At 65.7% G+C, this 16,734-nt stretch carries 15 protein-coding genes; 6 read left to right on the forward strand and 9 right to left on the reverse strand.

Annotated features, from left to right (window positions below; translation table 11 throughout):
- The 7 genes from BMY53_RS03935 to BMY53_RS03960 form a co-directional block, all read right to left on the reverse strand.
- The gene (locus tag BMY53_RS03935) at positions 1-1,356 is read right to left on the reverse strand and encodes a FliI/YscN family ATPase (RefSeq protein ID WP_092943907.1); all 1,356 of its coding nucleotides are present in this window, start codon (positions 1,354-1,356) and stop codon (positions 1-3) included.
- Positions 1,350-2,537, reverse strand: a complete 1,188-nt coding sequence (locus tag BMY53_RS03940; protein WP_092943909.1) for an FHA domain-containing protein — start codon at positions 2,535-2,537, stop codon at positions 1,350-1,352. The genes BMY53_RS03935 and BMY53_RS03940 overlap by 7 nt, the downstream gene beginning before the upstream one ends.
- Position 2,538: 1 nt before the next feature.
- On the reverse strand, positions 2,539-4,704 hold the full coding sequence (locus BMY53_RS03945) for a flagellar biosynthesis protein FlhA (protein ID WP_092943911.1): 2,166 nt from the start codon (positions 4,702-4,704) through the stop codon (positions 2,539-2,541).
- Between the two features lie 82 nt (positions 4,705-4,786).
- Positions 4,787-5,980: a hypothetical protein gene (locus BMY53_RS03950; RefSeq protein ID WP_143073911.1), complete on the reverse strand. Its 1,194-nt coding sequence runs from the start codon at positions 5,978-5,980 to the stop codon at positions 4,787-4,789.
- Positions 5,981-6,031: 51 nt separating this feature from the next.
- Positions 6,032-7,750: a type III secretion system outer membrane ring subunit SctC gene (sctC, locus tag BMY53_RS03955; RefSeq protein WP_143073912.1), complete on the reverse strand. Its 1,719-nt coding sequence runs from the start codon at positions 7,748-7,750 to the stop codon at positions 6,032-6,034.
- 74 nt (positions 7,751-7,824) lie between these two features.
- Positions 7,825-8,040, reverse strand: coding sequence for a hypothetical protein (locus BMY53_RS25340; RefSeq protein ID WP_143073913.1), 216 nt, complete (start codon positions 8,038-8,040; stop codon positions 7,825-7,827).
- On the reverse strand, positions 8,037-8,729 hold the full coding sequence (locus BMY53_RS03960) for a FliH/SctL family protein (protein WP_143073914.1): 693 nt from the start codon (positions 8,727-8,729) through the stop codon (positions 8,037-8,039). The genes BMY53_RS25340 and BMY53_RS03960 overlap by 4 nt, the downstream gene beginning before the upstream one ends.
- A gap of 279 nt (positions 8,730-9,008) precedes the next feature.
- Here BMY53_RS03960 and sctQ point away from each other — a divergent pair, with 279 nt between their 5' ends.
- The 4 genes from sctQ (at position 9,009) to BMY53_RS03980 (ending at position 11,696) form a co-directional block, all read left to right on the forward strand.
- Positions 9,009-10,013, forward strand: coding sequence for a type III secretion system cytoplasmic ring protein SctQ (sctQ, locus tag BMY53_RS03965; protein WP_177200704.1), 1,005 nt, complete (start codon positions 9,009-9,011; stop codon positions 10,011-10,013).
- Positions 10,010-10,699 (forward strand): type III secretion system export apparatus subunit SctR, encoded by a 690-nt coding sequence (gene sctR / locus BMY53_RS03970; RefSeq protein WP_092943921.1) that lies wholly within the window; start codon positions 10,010-10,012, stop codon positions 10,697-10,699. The genes sctQ and sctR overlap by 4 nt, the downstream gene beginning before the upstream one ends.
- Before the next feature lie 23 nt (positions 10,700-10,722).
- Positions 10,723-10,992, forward strand: a complete 270-nt coding sequence (gene sctS / locus BMY53_RS03975; protein ID WP_218151174.1) for a type III secretion system export apparatus subunit SctS — start codon at positions 10,723-10,725, stop codon at positions 10,990-10,992.
- Between the two features lie 107 nt (positions 10,993-11,099).
- Positions 11,100-11,696 carry a sigma-70 family RNA polymerase sigma factor gene (locus BMY53_RS03980; RefSeq protein WP_177200705.1) on the forward strand — a complete coding sequence of 199 codons (597 nt, stop codon included), beginning with the start codon at positions 11,100-11,102 and terminating at the stop codon, positions 11,694-11,696.
- A gap of 18 nt (positions 11,697-11,714) precedes the next feature.
- On the opposite strand, the gene ubiB is transcribed toward BMY53_RS03980, so the two are convergent.
- Positions 11,715-13,271, reverse strand: coding sequence for a ubiquinone biosynthesis regulatory protein kinase UbiB (gene ubiB / locus BMY53_RS03985; protein WP_092943927.1), 1,557 nt, complete (start codon positions 13,269-13,271; stop codon positions 11,715-11,717).
- Between the two features lie 16 nt (positions 13,272-13,287).
- Entirely contained in the window at positions 13,288-13,821 is a 534-nt protein-coding gene (locus BMY53_RS03990; RefSeq protein ID WP_177200706.1) for a hypothetical protein, read from the reverse strand.
- A 248-nt stretch (positions 13,822-14,069) separates the two neighbouring features.
- Here BMY53_RS03990 and BMY53_RS03995 point away from each other — a divergent pair, with 248 nt between their 5' ends.
- Positions 14,070-15,464: an undecaprenyl-phosphate glucose phosphotransferase gene (locus BMY53_RS03995; protein ID WP_092943929.1), complete on the forward strand. Its 1,395-nt coding sequence runs from the start codon at positions 14,070-14,072 to the stop codon at positions 15,462-15,464.
- A 27-nt stretch (positions 15,465-15,491) separates the two neighbouring features.
- The gene (locus BMY53_RS04000; protein WP_143073915.1) at positions 15,492-16,712 is read left to right on the forward strand and encodes a porin family protein; all 1,221 of its coding nucleotides are present in this window, start codon (positions 15,492-15,494) and stop codon (positions 16,710-16,712) included.
- The last annotated feature ends 22 nt before the right edge of the window (positions 16,713-16,734 follow it).

Here is a 16,734-nt window from a genome sequence, read left to right on the forward strand (position 1 = left end):
TCACGCGGCAATGCCCGCCAGGGCCATCATGCGAGCAATGCTCTCGTCCATCGGTGCGGGGGTTCGGGTGTCCTGACGGAGGAAGTCGACCACCTTGGGGTAGTCCGCCACGATGCGATCAGTCTCCGGGTCCTGCCCGGCCCTGTACTCGCCCAGCCGGACCATCAGTTCCATGTCCCGATAGCCGGACAGCACCTGGCGCAGACGCGTGGCGGCCCGGCTGTGCTCGCGTGGCACGATGTTGCTCATCACGCGGCTCAGGCTGGCCAGCACATCCACGGCCGGGTATTGGCCCTGTTCCGCCAGCTTGCGGGACAGGACAATATGGCCGTCCAGCAGCGACACCGCCTCTTCGGAGATTGGATCGGACCGCAGCTCGCCTTCCAGCAGCACGGTGTAGAGGGCGGTGATCGAGCCGCCGGCAGCATTGCCGGCCCGTTCAATGAGACGGGGCAGCATCGCGTAGACCGAGGGCGGGTAACCCGCCCGGGCCGGCGCTTCGCCGGCAGACAGGCCGATCTCCCGCTGCGCACGCGCCAGCCGGGTGAGCGAGTCGATCATCAGCAACACGTTGAAGCCCTGGTCCCGCAGGCCTTCCGCGATCGCGGTGGCAGTGAACGCTGCACGCACCCGCTCGATGGAGGTGCGGTCCGAGGTGGCACAGACCATGACCGTACGGGCCATCAAGTCGGGCGGAAATTCGTGTTCGGTGAATTCGCGGACCTCGCGCCCCCGTTCGCCGATCAGCCCCACCACCACGATGTCGGCCGGGCTGCCCCGGCCCACGGCGGCCATCAGCGTGGTCTTCCCACAACCCGGGCCGGCGAACAGGCCGACCCGTTGGCCCTGGCCCATGGTGGCGAGGGCGTCCAGGCTGCGCACGCCTGTCGGGAAGCGGTCCTTGATGCGCCAGCGTTCCACTGGAGGCGGCGCGTCGGCATTGACCTTGCGCAGCGTCACCCCGTCCTGGCCGGGCAGGAGCGCCGGTTTACCGTCCAGCGGCAGGCCGAACCCATCCAGAATGCGGCCCTGCAGGGCGGCCCCCACCGCCACATGATGCGAGGTCCGCAAGGGCCGCACCAGGCAGCCGGCGGAAATGCCGTCCAGCGGCGCCAGGGAGGACAGCAGGACCTGAGTCCCCTGGAAACCCACGACCTCGCACCGCCAGATCTTGCCCGGCTGGTCCGGGTCGAAGACTTCGCAGAGCTCGCCCACGCTGGTGCCCGGCACTCGCGCCTCGATCAGCATGCCGGTCACCCGATGAACCTTGCCGAAGCTGCGGGTCACCGGCACCTGCGCCATGGCGGAGCGCCACGCGCCCACCTGACGGTGGATCGGCCGCGCAAGCTTCACCATGGCAGCAAGACCCGTTCGGGCCCCTCGAACACCAGCGTGCCTGCCTTGATCTCCATCAGCCGCCAGTCGCCCTCGGCGTCGCCGGGTACCAGCACGCGCCCCGTCCCCAGCACCACGCGGCTACGAGGCCCCATGACGACCTCCCTGACTTCGAAGGGCAAAGTGATGGCCGTCGCACCACGCAGAAGGGTCACACCGGCCACACTGGCGGGCGCTTCGCGGCGCCGGGCCAGCGCAGGCGTGGCCGCCGCGACGGGGTCTACCAGGTCCATCGCGGCTGGGGCATCCTCAGTGGGCATGCCGACCGGCTCTCCAACCATCTGCGGCGCCTGCGCGGGGGGCCGATTCATGGGCGAAGGGGCGGACGACCGGACGGGCGGGCTGGCGACCGCATCGCCAAAGGCGGGCAAGCCAAGCTGCAACGCAATGGCCGCCAGGCCAAACAGGGTGAATGCCGCGCCGCCCACCAACACCAGCGTGCGCTGCAGCACCGGGCCGCGAAGTGCTCGCGTGCCAGCCTGGCCAGCGGCGCCACGACCGATTTCCGGGACCAGGGGGGCTGCGCCCTTGGGCGACACCGCCCAGGGATCGTCCAAACCCACGACATCGCCACCGGCCGGGGTATCGGGAATCCAGTCATCAAAATCGAGTTCGGCATCGGCCTCATCGGCATCGACATCGGCCGGGGGCCCATCCACGGCAACCGCGCCATCCGCGGACGCATCCTCGCCCCCCATGAGCGCGCCGCCAGCGGCGTGGCCATCGCCAGCGACCGCCGTGTCATCCGAAGCGGGCCGGTCTGCCGGATCCGTCCACGGCGTCCACGGGGCGTGGCCGGGCTGAACCTCCAGCCAGACGCCGCCCGTGCCAAACGCCTGCCCGATACCCACAACACCTGCGGCTTGTATCGGCTGGCCCGCTTCATCGGTGAGCCCGCCTTCCAGCGGCTCCAGCACCGGGCGGCCCTGCGCGTCGAGCCCGATGCGCAAGAGCACTTCCGGCATTTGCTCATCCAGCAGCAGCATGTCGCAGTCATCACCACGGCCGACGGTGATCGGTGGGTCCAACGGTAAGGCAGCACCGGCTTGAAGGCCGGTGAGTACGCGTAGTTCGAGCATCGTCACCGCCGCCCCCTCGTCGGGTTTCAGCGGGAGTGCTTCCTTGTGTTGCAGGCTGTTCATGTCAGTGGAGGTCTGAATAACCGCTGTAGCCGGCCGGGGACGCGACCACCGTGAGGACGTTCACACGGTAGTCCGGAGGCAACTCGGACATGCCGATCACCGCCATCTCCGGGATGCGGTCCGCCAGCAGCTTGCGCACATGGGCGCGGATGTCCTGGGCGCAGATGACCACGGTGGGATGGTGCTGGTCCACCGCCGTCAGATAGGCTTGCGACAGCCGGTCGACGATCCCGTCGGTGGTCTGCGCGTCCAGCGCGAGGAAGTCGCCGTAAGCGGTTTGGCGGATTGAGCTCCGCACGGTCGACTCCAGTTCACTCTCCAGCATCAGCGCCCGTAGCTCACGGCCCACCGACAGGCTTTCGCAGATTTCGCGCTGCAGCGCCGAACGGATGCATTCGGTGAGGATGGCCGGGTCGCGCTCACGCGGGCCCCAATCGATCAGCGCATTGAGGATGACCGGCAGGTTGCGAATGGACACTCGCTCACTGAGCAGGCGACGGAACACATCGGACATTCGGCTCAGCGGCAGCGCCCGCTCCAGCTCCTTGGCCACTTCCGGCATGCGGGTGGTGGTCCACGCCACGATGCGCTGGCACTCCTCAATACCGAAATAGCTGGGGCCGTTGCGCGTCAGGGTTTCATCCGTCAGCGACCGCAGGCGCTCCCAGCAATCCTGCACATCAGACGGGGGGTGTGACAGTTCGCTGATCTGTGCCTTCGACAGCCACAAGCGCACGGACCCCGCCATGCCACCGCGCAGCTCCATCTGCTCGGCGGGCAGGTCCACACCCGGGGCCTCCTCGTGCAGCCAGGAGCAGGTCATCAGGCTTTCGTCCAGCTTCAGGCCAAACACACGCACTTCGCCGTGGCAGAACTCCAGGTCGACATCGTCGAGCTTCACGGCTTCCTCCACATACACCGGAGGCATCATCAGCCCGATGCGCAGCAGCAGGTCATTGCGAACCGTGCGGCACAGGTTCGTGGCCTTGCGAGCCGCCGCAGGCTCGACGCGGTCGCTGACCCGGACCACGAAGGCCCGGATGATGTCGAATTCCTTCTCGGGCTCCACCTCCTGGGCCTTCTTCTTCTCCTCTTCTTCTCCCTTCCTCATGGTGCGCCACAAGCTGCACAGACCGACGGCGGCCGACCCGCCGGCCAGGCAGAGAAAGGCGGGCAGCGGCATGCCCGGAAGCAGGCCGAACGCAACCATGGCGCCGCTGGCGGTGACCCAGGCCTTGGGTTGCGCCAGCAATTGATCGGTGAGCTGCTTGCCAATGTTGCCGCCGGCCCCGCCGGGCTTGGACACACGCGTGACCAGCAGGCCGGCCGTCATGGACATCAGCAGCGCCGGAATCTGGGCCACCAGGCCGTCCCCGACCGTCAGGATGGCATAGACCTTGAGGGCCTCGCCAGCTGCCATGTCGCGCTGCAGCACCCCCACGGCCAGCCCGCCGATGAGGTTGACCAGCACAATCACGATACCCACGATGGCGTCGCCCTTGGCGAACTTCATCGTGCCGTCCATGGCGCCGAAGAACTGACTCTCCTCGGTCAGCATGTCCCGCTGCGCCGTGGCCTCTTCCTGAGAAATGCCCCCGGACTTTCGTTCCATGTCGATGGCCATCTGGCGGCCCGGCATGGCGTCCAGCGAAAACCGCGCGCCGACCTCCGCCACCCGTTCGGAGCCTTTGGTGATCACGATGAACTGCACCACGGTCAGCACCAGGAAGACGACCAGCCCCACCACCAGATTGCCACCCACCACGATTTCGCCGAAGGCCGCAATGATGTGCCCCGCTTCCGCGCTCAGCAGGATCTGCCGGGTGCTGGCCACGCTCAAGGCCACCCGGAACAGTGTGGTGACGAGGAAGAGCGAGGGGAAGGCGCTCAGGCCGGTGGTGTGCTTGATCTGCAGCACCAGCACGATGAGAAAGGCGGAGGTGCACAGGTTGACCGCGATCAACAGGTCCAGCATCCATAACGGCACTGGCAACAGCATGGCGAACACCACCGCCACCACCAGGATGGTGACGACGATCTCGGCGCGTTCGCCACTGGGCACCAGGCGAGACGCCAGCGCCCTGGAGGCCGCAGCGGCGCCTTCAATGCGCCCGGCCGGGGCGGCACCCGGGCCGGGCTTGGCGGTGGGGGTTCCGGAGCTGTCCATGTAGGATCAGTGCGGAAAATCTATCCTGTGTGCAGCCCTCGCCAGGGTTCCGAAGCGTCAATTCTTGACGCACCGCATGATGTCAGGCCGCAGGCGCGACGGTCGTGATGGCATCCCGCTGGAGTTTTCCGTTGACGCTGAACACGCCTTCGCGCCGGTAGTGCAGGCCCTGGGCTTCGCGCAGCCAACCCTGCACGGCCGTCTTCGCATCGATGCTGATCCACACACTTTCCGGGTACTGCCCCACCTGCTTCATGAGCTCGAGGTCGAAGCGCAGGCTCTGGGCTGGGCCAATCTGCTTGAGCACATCGCTGCGGAGCTTCTCCAGCTTGGGCCGGGGGGCGGCGGTGCGGCACATATCCATCAGAAGGCGCAGCAGCTTGCCGTTTTCGGCCGGCGGCAGCTGGAGCGCCCCGGCCAGGGTAGCGACGTGACCATCCATGGTCCGGATCACGGCCATCAGATGCGCCAGCGACACACTCAGCCCGACGAACGCCCCTGCCTGTTCGAAGCGCCCCTCCCCAGGCAGGCGCTGGACCTGGTCCGACAGGGCCTTGAGCCCCTCCGGGGTGCCGATGGCGTCCATCAGCATGCGTGCGCTCAACGGGGAGGAGAGGTACTGCAGCAGCGTGGAATCAGTGCCGGTGACCGTGCCCTCGCCGGTCTTGCTGGCACTTTCATAGATTTTGATGAGGTGCGAGACCTGCGCGGGATCCGGTGCTTCGAGGCTTCGAAGCGCCTGCACCGTCGCTGCAGTCTCCGGACTCGTCTGCGACTGGCTTAGCAGGCCCTCCGCCAAGCCCAGCACGAGAATTCGCTCTTCCGGGCGCAGCGACTGGGGCTTCAGGCGCTCCAGGGCCCCTTCGCGGTCCGTCAGGAAGTCGCGAGCGAACATACGGGCCCGCGTGTTCAGGATCTGATAGCCCTCATGCCCGGCCATGAGCCGCATCACCGCCATTACCTTCTCCACCGGCAAGGCACGCTGAACCTTCTCGGCTTCGCGGACGTGGTGATCATGCAGCTCGTCGTGGACCTCGGCCTCTTCACGTTCACTGGACTGGAAGGTAATTTCCTCGAAGGCCTCCAGACCCAGGCCGGCCGTGGGCGACCGGGTGAGCGACAGCGGCGGGAGCGTCTGCTCCTGCCGAGCCCGCTCCAGACGCCTGGCGTCCTGCACATGCCGGTTCTCCTGTGCACGCCGGGCCGGGTCCGGACGCCCAAGGTCGTGCTCCATGGGTGTCGGCAAAGTCGCGGGCATGGAACGGATGGATGTCATGTCAACTCCAGAAGAAAAGTAACGCGCGAAATTCAGGGGAAGGTGCAGGATTCAGGGCAGGACCCGCGCTGTGACGATGAACAGCCGTTCCCGTTCGTCGCTGATCACGCTCTCGCCGCGAAACAGCCAGCCCAGCAGGGGCACGCTGTCGAGTCCGGGGACCCGGCTGTGGGAGGACTCGGTGTTCTGGCGGCGATACCCGCCCACCACCAGCGATTCACCCGGACGCACCACCGCCTGAGTGCTGACCGAACTGTTGCCCACCAGCGGTGCGGAGGAATCGGCGGCGTTGTCGGCCAACGCGCCGTCCTCGATGTCGAGGGTGACCCGGATGGTGGCGTCGTTGCCACTGCCCATGACGCTGGGCGTGACCCGCAGCATGGTGCCTGCACTGACGGTTCGCAGGTCCGCCGTGCGCTCACCCACCAGCTTGACGTAGACCGACTGGCTCATGTCGAGCACCGCAGGATGGTTGTCCTGCGTGAGGAGGGATGGCCGAGACATCACCTGCGCCTGGCCGCGCGACTCCAGTGAGCGCAGCCGCAGGCTGAGGCGGTCCGTGGCCCACAGCACCATCGAGGACCCTCCCGCCACGCTGGAGCTGCCATCGCCAGCGATGTTGCCGGCGGCATTGACCTGAACGCGCGCGGCGCCGGACCCCGCAGACAGATCCACTGCCCATTCGCGCAGCGCGTTGACGTTCACGTCCAGGATGGTGACATTGATCTCGACCTGACGCGTGGCCACGTCCAGTTCATCGATCAGGGAATCGTATTCAGGCCGCCGGGAGGGCAGGTCCCACACCAGCACCGCATTCAGCGGCGGGTAGGCAGCAATCGCAGGCAGGCGAGCCAACTCGGCCGACAGCTTCGCGCCCTCACCACCGGTTCGGTCGCCGCTTTTGCGCGCCGACGGCGTCAGCAAACCCTCAGGCAGCGGGGACGACAGAAAGTCCCGCCCCCCCAGACCGCCGAGGGCGGCCAGGCTCGACAGCGGCGTTGCAGCACCCATGCCGGGGTCGGTCACACCAACACCTGGCGCCGACAATGACCCCGGCCATGAATTCGACAGGGCCCCGGTCATCGAACCCATGCTTGAACCAAGGTTCGCCCCCGGCACACCACCCGGATCCTCGCGCTGGCCCGATGCCGGCGCTATCAGTTGCTTCAAGGTAGAGGCCAGCCCGGGCTGCCGTGTCGTGATGCCGCGCACCTGCACTTCCCGATCCTGGGCAGTGGCATGCTTGAGGCGGAACACCATGAGCTTGGGACGTTCAACTGTTTCCGCCTCTTTTTTAGGCACCTCCAGCGCAGCCTTGACGGCGTTGACGTAGCTGGCCGGCCCCGACAGCAGCACCATCGGTGGGTCAGTGTCCAGCTCGCCCCAACCGAACCTGGATTCAAACAGCCCCAGCCCGACCAGCGCCTGCCGGGCTGCAGCGGCCGTCTGGCCATTGAGCACGACACGGTCGCTCACCGACGCCGACTGGGCCGACACGTAGAGGATGCCCCGATAGACATACCAGTCCATCGACAGGCTCTGCGTCAGTTGATCGAGGAAGGCGGCCGGCGCACTGCCGCGCTCCGGCAACACCAGCATGCGTCGCTGCCCCAGCTTCGGATCCGCCAGGCGCAACTCCACACCCATGGTGCTGGAGAACTGCCGCAGCACCGACTCCAGCGTGGCCTGGTCATCCGCACGATTGCTGTAGCGGATGTCCTGCCAACCAGGCGGGGTGGTGGCTTGGGCCGGCAGATGCCAGGCGGACACGAGGAGCGCTGCGGCAAGCAGCCCGCGCAAAAGCGCAGGCGGCCGCAAAACGCCGGAGCAGCAAAGGGTGTTCATCAGATCTTGCTCGTGACTTTCTTGAGCAGGCCGTGACGCAGTTGCAGTCCGATCTTGCCGGCCCAGTTCACACGGTCCATTTCCAGCTTGGCGTCGAGAAATCGACGGGTTCCCTCGGCGTCCATCACATCGATCGTCTCGAGGCGCTTCTCGATCTCGATCTGGCGCGACTGCATCTGTTGGACGAAAGGGGACAAAGGGTCGTAGTTGCTCATGCTGGTACTCCTGGGCGTTCGTGGGTGGGGTGGGGATCGATATCGACATGGGGATCGACATCGGGATCGACATCAGAGGCGGCACTGTTGGCCAGCGCGGCATGCAACGCGGTGACATTGGCCTGGAAATCGGCCTGCACCGTGCCGGCGGAATGCGTCAGCACGCAGGAGCCTCGCGCGATCGAAGCATCCGCCTCGAACGTCCATGGCGCCTCCTTGCCAGCCGGCGCCACCATCGGCAGGTCATCGGGATGGACGTGCACCACAGCTTCGTCCTTCAGTTTCATGGCGCCCCATTCATCCAGCACCAGTTCGACGCTGGATTGCACGGGCCAGGCCTCGGGCAGCGCCAACATCAGGCGCTTGAGCGCGTCGCGCGCCACCTGAGCCACCAGGTCGGAGGCTGAAGCACGCAGGTCACGCCGCTCGTTCTGAAGGGATCGCGACAGCAGCGCCACCTCCGCCAGCACACGGGCCTCGCAGGCCTCCCGCTGGCGAAACAGCTGTTCTCGCTGACGCGCCCGGGCCGCACGCAGGCGTGCCGCGCATCGAGCGCGCACCGCGCCCGTGAGGTCGGCGGCCTTCACCACCACCTGCAGGGCTTCCGCCGACAGCACGCCATCCTCATCCTCAAGGTGGTGATGGGTGCCGGCCAGCCGGTGGCGACGGGTGATCCAGTTCGGGTTCATGGTGCTGATGTAGTTGCCGAGAGCCCTCAACCGGTTCTCAAGCGAATCGCTGATCGAACGAAAACTTGTGGAACCGCATGGGCGGGATGACGCACATGAACTCTTTTGTCATCCGAACCCTACTGAACTCTCGCCGAACCCCGCGCCGAATCGGTTCCCCCACTGAGGACCTCGGCGCCCCGCCCTTTCCTTTCTTCCGCAGCCCGCCTGCGCCTGCCTATGCCATCCGCTCCTCACGGTCTCGAGAGACGTTCCTCCCACGCCGTGCGGTTGCGCGCCGTGACCAAGGCCCAGCAACACCTGTCCCAGAGGCTCATGGGTGGCGTGATGATTCCACTCGACCAACCCGACCTGCCCTGGACCCGCCTGGAGCTCACGCTGGCGCCCGGGACCACCTGGTCCGGCGAAGCTGCCGAGTCCCTGCGCCTGCAGGGCCGCTACGGGCGGCTGGAAATGGCCGATACCGCCCTGCTCACCCTGCTCAGTGGTGTGCAGTACCCCGACCAGCTATCTCCGGCGATCGCGCTTGATCTGCACCGCATGGGCCTGGCCAATATTCCAGCGCCATTGACGGAAATCATGGGTGGCCCATTCCATGTTCTTGCTCCAGATCAAGAGAAAGACGAGAAAGGAAATGACCTCCCTTGTTTACTCACCTTGACTGATATCAATGGAGAGTCACAGACGTTTTTGATCAAAGCGTCGCTCGACACCTTGCTCCGCTGGGTGGATGGCGCCGGGTGGCAGCGGCATGCCGTGGACTGGCATGCGCCGTCACTGCGTGGCAGCACCTTGGCAGGGCTTCGCTTCTCTGGCGGCATGCACCTCGGAAGACGGCAGATGCCGCTTCGGCGTCTGCGCGAATTGCGTGTGGGAGACGCCCTCCTGATTCCCTCAAAGGATGGGTTTTCGACGCCACCTCTCCGCATGATTTTGGGATCAGCGCTAGTTAACTTTAGTCAACCAGATGGCGACTCCTATGTCTTTGAAGGATGGGTTGTCGAGGCGCCTCCCCTTTCCAATCCGTCTCATGTCAAGGCAATTGAAAAGGTCCCAAACATCATGGACGCGTTGAAAGTCGATCTCGATTTCGTCGTCGGCCGGCTCTCGATGACAGTTGCCGAATTGGCCGCGGTCATCCCCGGTCGGATTCTCCCGCTTGAATTGGCGACACCCCCTCGTGTTCGCATCGTTGCGCACGGCACCGAATTGGGGTTTGGCGAATTGATTGATGTCGAAGGCCGTTTGGCGGTCGAGATCACCGAGTGGGGCACTCGGCCATGAACATCAATGCCTACGACCCGGTCACGCTCGTCATTCTGCTGGCGGGTCTGGCATTGCTTCCTTTGCTGTTGGTGTGCACCACCAGCTTTCTCAAGATCTCCATGGTGCTGCTGATCGTGCGCAACGCGCTGGGCGTGCAGCAGGTTCCACCAGGCATGGCGGTCAATGCCATTGCACTGGCGGCCACGCTGTTCGTCATGGCGCCCATCTTCAATGACATGGCCGGTCGGCTCCAGCTGGGCACACCAGCCAGCGGCTCTCCTGCAGCTGCCAGCGTCCAACGCGGGCCGGCCTCGGGCCGCATCGGGCTTGAGCAGGTGGCCTACGCCGCCGAGCCGCTGCGCGATTTCATGCTCGCCAACACCCTGCCCGAACGCCGCCAGAAGTTTGTCGATCTGGCCCGTCACCAATGGCGGCGGTCGACGTTGGTCGCACCCGGCGAACGCGACTACGTGGTGCTGATCCCCTGCTTCGTCATCTCGGAGCTGGAAATGGCGCTCAAGGCCGGTTTTGTTCTCTACGTCCCCTTCGTGGTCATCGACCTGCTGCTGTCCAACCTGCTTCTGGCGCTGGGCATGCAGATGGTGTCGCCCATGGTGGTGTCGCTACCCCTCAAGTTGCTGCTGTTCGTGGTCCTGGATGGATGGACGCGGCTGTTTGAAGGCCTGGTCAATTCCTATGCATGAAGGCATGCCTGAAAGGATCCATCGTGGTTGAAACCATTCACTTCTTCCAGAAAGGCCTGCTGGCCGTGATCTGGCTCTCGCTGCCCTCGCTGGTGGTGGCCGTGATCGCAGGGGTGATCGTCTCGCTGCTGCAGACCATCTTGTCCATGCAGGACCAGAGCATTCCCTTCGCCGTCAAGTTGATGTCGGTCGGCGTGACGCTGGCGGTCACCGGGCGATGGATGGCCCTGCAGATCCTGGCACTGGGCGACCAGGCACTGGCAGCCTTGTCCACCTTCGGAGGTCGGTCATGAACGCCGCCGCGCACCTCCCCCTGCCCTTCCGTCCCCCGCAAGCGATTACCGGCGACAGCCGGACACCGTCGGGGCCCTGCGTTCCTCAAGAGTCTTCAACACCCATCATGACTGACACCGAACACTTGGCCCGGGATCGCCAACAACAGGTCCTGTTGCACATCACCCGCATCGCCAGGGAGTCGCGCAGCGATTCGAGCAAGCTCAAGCGCTTCCTGCGCCGCTACGAACGCTCGCCTGGTGAGCTGGACGACATCATCCAGGATGCGCTGCTGGAGGCCACCCGCTGCAGTGACCGCTACATGGCCAAGTCGTCGGTGGAGACCTGGTTCTTCGGCATCGCGGCCAACGTGGCACGCAACCATGTCGCGCGAAGCGCCAAGCGCAGCAGCCAGGTGGAGAGCCTGGACGCCACACCCTATGTCGCCGATGGAGAAACCGCGCAACGCGCGTCCGAGTCGGTGATGGATGTCAGCCAGTGCGTGTCCTATCGCCAACTGGCCCGGGTGGTGGATGACACCTTGTCCACCCTGTCCCCCGACTTGCGCGGCACCTTCCACCTGGCCTGCCTGGAGGAGGAGTCCTACCGGGATGTGGCGGAGATCCAGTCGATCCCCATCGGCACAGTACGGTCACGGGTCAACCGCGTCCGCACCCTGCTCCGCTCCAAGCTCCAGCAGGGCTTCGCCGACTACGCGAGCTGAGCGGCGCAAGCGCTGCGGTCAAAGACCCAGCCAGCGGGTGACAAGCTGGGTCGCGACCAGGGCCACCATGAAGCCGGCGACGCCCCACAGCAGGGCTTGCAGCAGGTGATTGGTGCGGCGCTGCTCCTGCAGCAGCTGGCGGGCCAGCTCGTCGCGGCCACCGTCGGCGCGTTGGCGCAGGGCCTCGTGCATCAGCCGAGGGAACTCGGGCAGCATTTGCGCAAAGCGCGGTGCTTCCTTCTTCAGATGATGGACAAAGGCCCGCCAGCCGATCTGCTCATCCATCCAGCGTTCCAGGAAAGGCTTGGCCGTGGCCCAGAGGTCCAGCTCCGGATCCAGCTGTCTACCCAAACCTTCAATGTTGAGCAGCGTTTTTTGCAGCAAAACAAGCTGGGGTTGAATCTCGACGTTAAATCGTCGCGAAATCTGAAACAGGCGCATCAGCACCTGGCCCAGCGAAATGTCCTTGAGCGGCTTGTCGAAGTGGGGCTCACAGACGGTGCGGACCGCGCCCTCCAGCTCGTCCACCCGCGTCTGCGGGGGCACCCAGCCGGATTCGATGTGCAGCTCCGCCACGCGTTTGTAGTCACGCCGGAAGAAGGCAATGAAGTTCTGGGCGAGATAGTCCTTGTCCACCTCGGTCAGCGTGCCGATGATGCCGAAGTCCAGCGCCACGTAGCGGCCGAAGGTCTGCGGCTCCAGGCTCACCTGGATATTGCCGGGGTGCATGTCGGCGTGGAAGAAGCCGTCGCGGAACACCTGGGTGAAGAAGATGGTGACGCCGTCGCGCGCCAGCTTCTTGATGTCCACCCCGGCCTCGCGCAGCCGGTCCAGCTGCGAGATGGGCACCCCCCGCATGCGCTCCATGACGATGACGTCGCTGGCGCACAGCTCCCAGATCATCTCCGGCACCAGCACCAGATGCAGGTCCTGCATGTTGCGGCGCAATTGGGCGGCGTTGGCGGCTTCGCGGACCAGATCCAGCTCGTCGTGCAGGTAGGTATTGAACTCGGCCACCACCTCGCGAGGCTTGAGCCGCCGGCCATCGGCCGAGAAACGTTCCACCCAGCCCGCCAGCGTGCGCATCAGCGCCAGGTCGTCCTCGATGACGTCCAGCATGCCGGGCCGCAGCACCTTCACCGCCACCTCGCGGCCATCCGGCAGCACGGCGAAGTGCACCTGGGCGATGGACGCACTGGCGACGGGTTCCGCCTCGAAACTGGCAAAAATTTCTTCGATTCGTCGGCCGAAAGCCCGTTCGATCAGGGCGCGGGACTGTTCTGCCGGAAATGGCGGCACGTTGTCCTGCAGCCGGGACAGCTCGGCCACCATGTCTGCCGGTACCAGGTCGCGGCGGGTGGACAGCAACTGCCCGAACTTGACGAAGATCGGGCCCAGGCGCTCCAGCGCCATGCGCAGGCGCGCGCCACGCGGCGCATCCCAGGCCCGGCCGACCGAAATGAGCCTCCGCAGGAAGCGGAAGCGACGCCGCTTCAGGGTAGAGAGCGCCAGCTCATCCAGGCCGAAACGGTACAGGGTCCAGACAATGACCAGCAGGCGGGAGAAATACCTCATGATGGACAGCAGACGTTCATGCCCGTCCTGACCCGTCCGGCATGAAGCGGCCCGCCTGGCGCGCCAGCAGCGCCAGCCCCTGGGCAGCCGCCCGGCCGAAGCGGCCCAGCTGATGCGCCACGGCCGGCCCGGTGATGGCCGCCAGATCGTCTTCGATGTCCCAGCGCAGGTTGTCGATCAGCCAGTTGATCTCGCCCGCCAGTTGCGCATCCCCCTGCACCCGCACGTCCGGACGTTCCCCGGAGAGCAGCCCCAGGGCGGCGGCGGCCGGATTGGATGCTTCAAGTTGTATATCCAGGTCCGGTTCTTGCTCTGGGCTTTCCCCGTCATTCAACCGTTCCAGAAGACCGGCGGGCGTGATGCGCAGACGCAGGTCTGGCGCGGCAGGCAGCAGGCGGGGCCAACCCGCCAGGTGCAGCCGTACCGTCCGGCCGGTGTGCGGCGCCAGTCGTGTCGTCGCGATCGGCTCGCGCGACATGACATGGTTGAGCAACAGCGTGATGCGATCCTGCACTGCAGGGGCCAAAAGCTTGGACCATTCTTGAAGCATGGGGCGGATTGTAGGCAGACGCGGCCCGAAGGTAGGGGGTCATCGGTTACGAGTGATGCGTCAGATTTGAGAGAGAATTTCCGGCTCCGGCCGGGATGAGGGAGTAACCCGGCAGCCACGCCCCGCGCGTGGCCAGACCGGGAGGGTGCGGACAGCGCCGCCACGTCTGGCCAAAAGGGCAGGACGGGCGGCCAGGCTGGTGAGGCCAGTCCGTGGGCAAGAGGGAAGCAACCAAGGACCACAGGGTGATGTTTGAGGATCGGAACTACAAGAGAACCTTCTACAACGCGCCGCAATCGGTCCAGTCCTTCATCGCGGCGTTTCTTGAGCCCAGCCTGATCGTCCTGGTCTATCTGGCGGTGCTGGCCTGGTTTGGGGAGCCGGTGATGCGCTCCACCTACACGCTGTGCATGCTGGTCTTTGCGCTCACGTTTCCGGGGCGCAACCATTTCGGTGAACATCCTGCCAGTGCCGTGACCGACATCATCGGTTCATGGCTGATGCTGCTGCTCATCCTCGGCATGTTTGCCTATGCGACCAGCAGCTTCCATTATTTCGAGCGCGACGTGCTGCTGTGGTGGGCCGTGATCACCCCGCTGAGCCAGATCGTGGCGGTGGAGGTCGGGCGGCAGATCCTGCGCTGGCGCGCCCGCCAACCCTGGATCCGCCGCACCGCCATCATCGTGGGCGCGGGCCCGCTGGGCGCCAAGGTGGCCCGGGCGCTGGATGCCGGCCCGATGAAGGGCGTGGACCTGCTCGGCTTCTTCGACGACCGCCAGGACGATCGCCTGCATGGCGACACCAACGGCCGCATCCTGGGCACCCTGCCGCAGCTGAGCGACTTTGTCCGGGCGCACGGCGTGCGAGAGGTCTACATCACGCTGCCGCTGGGCTCTCAGCCGCGCATCGTGCAATTGCTGGAACAGGTGCAGGGCACCACCGCCTCGCTGTTCTTCGTGCCGGACGTCTTCGGCATCAGCATCATCCAGGGCCGCCTGCAGGACATGAACGGCGTGCCGGTGGTGGGCATCCTGGAAACGCCGTTCACGGGCGTGAATGAAGTGGTGAAGCGCATCAGCGACGTCATTCTGGCCAGCCTGATCCTGCTGCTGATCTCCCCCATCCTGCTGGGGCTGGCCATCGGCGTGAAGCTCAGTTCGCCGGGCCCGGTGATCTTCCGGCAGCGGCGCAACGGCCTGGACGGCGACGAGATCGTGGTCTACAAGTTCCGCTCGATGCGGGCCATGGACAACGGCACCGTGGTCAAGCAGGCCACCAAGGGTGACCCGCGCATCACGCCGTTCGGCGCCTTCATCCGCCGCACCTCGCTGGACGAATTGCCGCAGTTCATCAACGTGCTGCAGGGCCGCATGAGCATCGTCGGGCCGCGCCCGCACGCCGTGGCCCACAACGAGGAATACCGGCAGATCATCAAGGCCTACATGGTGCGCCACAAGGTCAAGCCGGGCATCACGGGCTGGGCCCAGGTCAACGGCCTGCGTGGCGAGACCGACACCATCGACAAGATGAAGGCACGCGTGGAGTACGACCTCGAGTACCTGCGCAACTGGTCCCTCGGGCTGGACCTGCAAATCATCGTGCGGACTGTGCGGCTGATGGTCTTTGACCGTCACGCCTACTGAAGAACAATCAGAACCAGGAGCGACGACGTGAAATCCCACCTTCCTCACCGCCCGCCCCGCCTGGCGAGCCGCCCGCACCCCACGGGGTTGCGCCCGGCCCACCTCGCGCTGGCTGGCGTGCTGGCGAGCGCCTGCGCGGGCGCGCTGGCACAGAGCAGTGGCACCCCCTGGTACCTGGGGGCCGCGCTGTCCCAGCAATATGCCAACAACGTCTTCCACAACAGCTCGGCCGAGAACAGCGACCAATACACCACGCTCACCCTGCTGGCCGGCGGCGACGTGCGGCTGGGGCGGCAGCGCGTCTATGCGGCCACCAAGTGGATGGACAGCCGCTACAACCACAACGACCAGCTGAACAACAACGGTTTTGACATCCGCACCGGCCTGGACTGGTCCACCGTGGGCGACCTCACCGGCAACCTGACCTATATCCGCAAGCGCTATCTGGCGGACTACAACAGCACCTCCGAGATCGCGCCCACCACCGATCGCAACATCCAGACCGACCAGAGCATGGAAGGCACGGTACGCCTGGGCATCCCCTCCACCACCAGCTTTGCGCTGGAGGGCGGCTATGCCTACCGCACCCGGGACTACTCGCTGGCGAGCTATGTCAGCCAGGAATACCGCCAGGGCGCGACCTCGCTGGGCCTGACCTACAGCCCCAGCGGGCTGTGGCGCTTTGGGGTGGCCGGCCGCTACACCAAGGGCCGCACCACCGACGGCAGCGACTACGAATACTCCCGCAAGGACCTGGACCTGACCGCCGGCTGGAACGCCTCCGGCTCGACCAACCTGAACGCCCGCATCAGCCGCAGCCGTGCCGACGGCTTTGACGGCGTCACGGGCGCGCTGATCTGGGACTGGCGTCCGGGGGGCCGATGGAGCCTGAGCACGCAGATCTCGCGGGATACCGGCGTGGAAACCTACTATCTGGGCGTGGCCAACGTCGTCTCCGACTACAACCGCGTCACCACCTCCGCCCAGACCCAGGCCACCTACCGCCTCACCGGCAAGCTCAACCTGACGGCCGGCGGTGGCTACTCCAAGGTCAGCCGCGACGACCGCAACCTCAACACCGGCTACAGCGACAGCAGCCGCTTCTACAACGCCGGCATCAGCTGGCAGGCGACTCGTGCGGTGACAGTGGGCTGCAACTACAGCCGCCAGATCCGGGACTCCTACAACCTGCTCTACAGCTATAACGCCTATACGGCCGGCTGCTACGTGCAGGGCGTCATCCAGTAAGACCTTGCCAAGACCACCAGGG

The organism is Roseateles sp. YR242, from assembly GCF_900109745.1.
GTDB lineage: Bacteria > Pseudomonadota > Gammaproteobacteria > Burkholderiales > Burkholderiaceae_C > Roseateles.